Source organism: Rheinheimera sp. (assembly GCF_036568245.1).
Taxonomy (GTDB): Bacteria; Pseudomonadota; Gammaproteobacteria; order Enterobacterales; family Alteromonadaceae; genus Alishewanella.
On record NZ_DATCSY010000129.1, the window covers coordinates 1 to 2,174 of the forward strand.

Annotated in this window: 4 protein-coding genes; all 4 read left to right on the forward strand. The window is 48.5% G+C overall.

All coding sequences use genetic code 11. The features are described from left to right. A partial coding sequence (locus VIN66_RS05680; protein ID WP_331923062.1) for a protein-glutamate O-methyltransferase CheR occupies positions 1 to 808 on the forward strand: 808 nt, incomplete at its 5' end. 71 nt (positions 809 to 879) lie between these two features. Then, positions 880 to 1,281 carry a flagellar basal body rod protein FlgB gene (gene flgB / locus VIN66_RS05685; protein WP_331923063.1) on the forward strand — a complete coding sequence of 134 codons (402 nt, stop codon included), beginning with the start codon at positions 880 to 882 and terminating at the stop codon, positions 1,279 to 1,281. A gap of 2 nt (positions 1,282 to 1,283) precedes the next feature. Then, a complete protein-coding gene (gene flgC, locus VIN66_RS05690; protein ID WP_331923064.1) occupies positions 1,284 to 1,709 on the forward strand; it encodes a flagellar basal body rod protein FlgC in 426 nt (141 codons plus the stop codon). Between the two features lie 11 nt (positions 1,710 to 1,720). Then, positions 1,721 to 2,174: flagellar hook capping FlgD N-terminal domain-containing protein (locus tag VIN66_RS05695; RefSeq protein ID WP_331923065.1), on the forward strand; the 454-nt coding region annotated here is incomplete at its 3' end.

The following is a 2,174-nucleotide window of genomic DNA, read 5'->3' on the forward strand; positions in this document are numbered from 1 at the left end:
AGAGTACATACTGTTCCGGGATTTTCTGGAACAGCAATGCGGTATAGTGCTGGGAGAGAACAAGCAATATCTGGTCAAAAGCCGCCTTGCGCCGCTGATGCAACGGTTTGGTGTTGCCTCCTTGTCTGAACTGGTGACAAAAACCCTGAGTCCGTTTGAGCGACAGTTACGTTCGGCCGTGATAGATGCCATGACGACAAACGAAACCTTGTGGTTTCGCGATACTTACCCCTATGAATTACTGAAGAAACAAATCTTTCCCGAGATGGAAAAAACTTGCCGTAACGTCAAAATTTGGTCGGCAGCCAGCTCCAGCGGACAAGAGCCGTATTCTATTGCTATGACTGCACTGGAATACCAGCAAAGCAGGCCGGGGGCATTCGGCCTTGGCGTAAGCATCCTTGGTACGGATATCTCTAATACCATGCTGGAACACTGTCAGCGTGCTGAGTATGATGGTCTGGCCCTGTCGCGCGGTTTGTCGCCTGAGCGGCGCAGTAAGTTCTTTGAAGACAGTGGTAAAGGCATGATGCGGGTAAAAGAGCCGGTGCGTAAGAACGTGAGTTTTCGCCATCTTAACCTGTTGGACAGTTACACTTTGCTTGGCAAATTCGATATTATCTTTTGCCGTAACGTACTTATTTACTTTTCGGCCGATGTTAAGGCAAAAATTATCCGCCAGTTTGCTCAGTCGCTGAATTCACGCGGCTATTTGTTCCTTGGCGCTTCAGAATCATTATCCAGTCTGAACGACGACTTCGAGATGATCCGCTGCAACCCCGGTATTATCTACCGTAAAAAAAGCTGAACGCTTATTTTTTATTTCTGGCCTGAGTTTTGCATTTGATTTGCCATCGTGAATAAACAGGTGGCAAAAAAATGGCAATCAGTTTTGAAAAAGCATTTGGTTTGCATCCTGAGGCCATGCTGGTGCGTGATCGGCGGGCACAGGTGCTGGCCGAAAATATCGCAAACGCAGACACGCCTGGCTATAAAGCCAAAGATATCGATTTTCAGCAGGCATTAAGCAATGCCAAAGCCCGGCAATCCGGCGCGATAAACCGCACTCATGAGCAACATTTTAATATCTCTATTGCCCAGCGTCAGGAGACGATGTTCCGTAACCCGGATCAACCGGATACCGGCGATGGCAATAGTGTCGATATTCATCGCGAACGAAACGCCTTCATGCAGAACAGTCTGGAATACCAGGCCAGCATGACCTTTCTGAATGCCCGCATCAGCGGCCTGAAAAAAGCCATCACCGGTGGAGGTCAATAACAATGAGCGCTTACAAGATTTTTGATATTGCCGGCAGTGGTATGACAGCACAGTCTGTGCGCATGAACACCACCGCCAGTAATATCGCTAATGCCAACAGTGTCAGCAGCAGTATTGACCAGACCTACCGAGGCAGACATCCGGTGTTTGCAGCTCAGTTGTCAGAAGCCCAGCGTCAGCAGGGAGACGACACTGTTGGTGTACAGGTGTTGGGAATTGTTGAGTCCGACGCTCCGCTAAACGTTGAGTATGCGCCGAATCACCCGCTGGCTGATGAAAACGGCTACATCTACAAGCCCAATATCAACATTATGGAAGAGATGGCGAACATGATTTCAGCGTCACGCTCGTATGAAACCAACGTGCAGACTGCGGATGCCGCTAAACAAATGGTAATGCGTACCCTGCGTTTAGGGCAATCAAACTAAGGGCATAACTTATGACTAGCTCAGTAAATAATAACTCTGCTCTGGACGGCATGTATTGGGATAACACCGATAAAGCGCCGGATAAAAATAACGGCGCCCTGACGCAGGCTGATTTCTTTGCGCTGTTAACACAGCAGTTGGCATATCAAGACCCGACCAAGCCGGTTGAAAACGATCAGATGATCGCGCAGATGACCAACTTCACCATGGCTGATGGTATCGGTTCGCTAAATGAGAGTTTTAAAGGTTTTGCTGAAAGCATGACCTCTAACCAGGCATTACAGGCGTCATCGCTGGTTGGCCGTAGCGTGTTAACACAATCTGAAGAAATTGTGTTTACCGGCGAAACGCTATCGCGCGGCACCATTGAACTGGATAAAGCCGCAACGATGATGAAGGTGCGGATAGAAAACGAGAAAGGTGAGCTTGTTCAGACATTTAGCGTTGAAAACCCTAAAGTCGGCA

Excerpts from the sequence above, each read along its gene's own strand:
- flgB (WP_331923063.1), top strand. The coding sequence starts at position 880 with ATGGCAATCAGTTTTGAAAAAGCATTTGGTTTGCATCCTGAGGCCATG.
- flgC (WP_331923064.1), top strand. The coding sequence starts at position 1,284 with ATGAGCGCTTACAAGATTTTTGATATTGCCGGCAGTGGTATGACAGCA.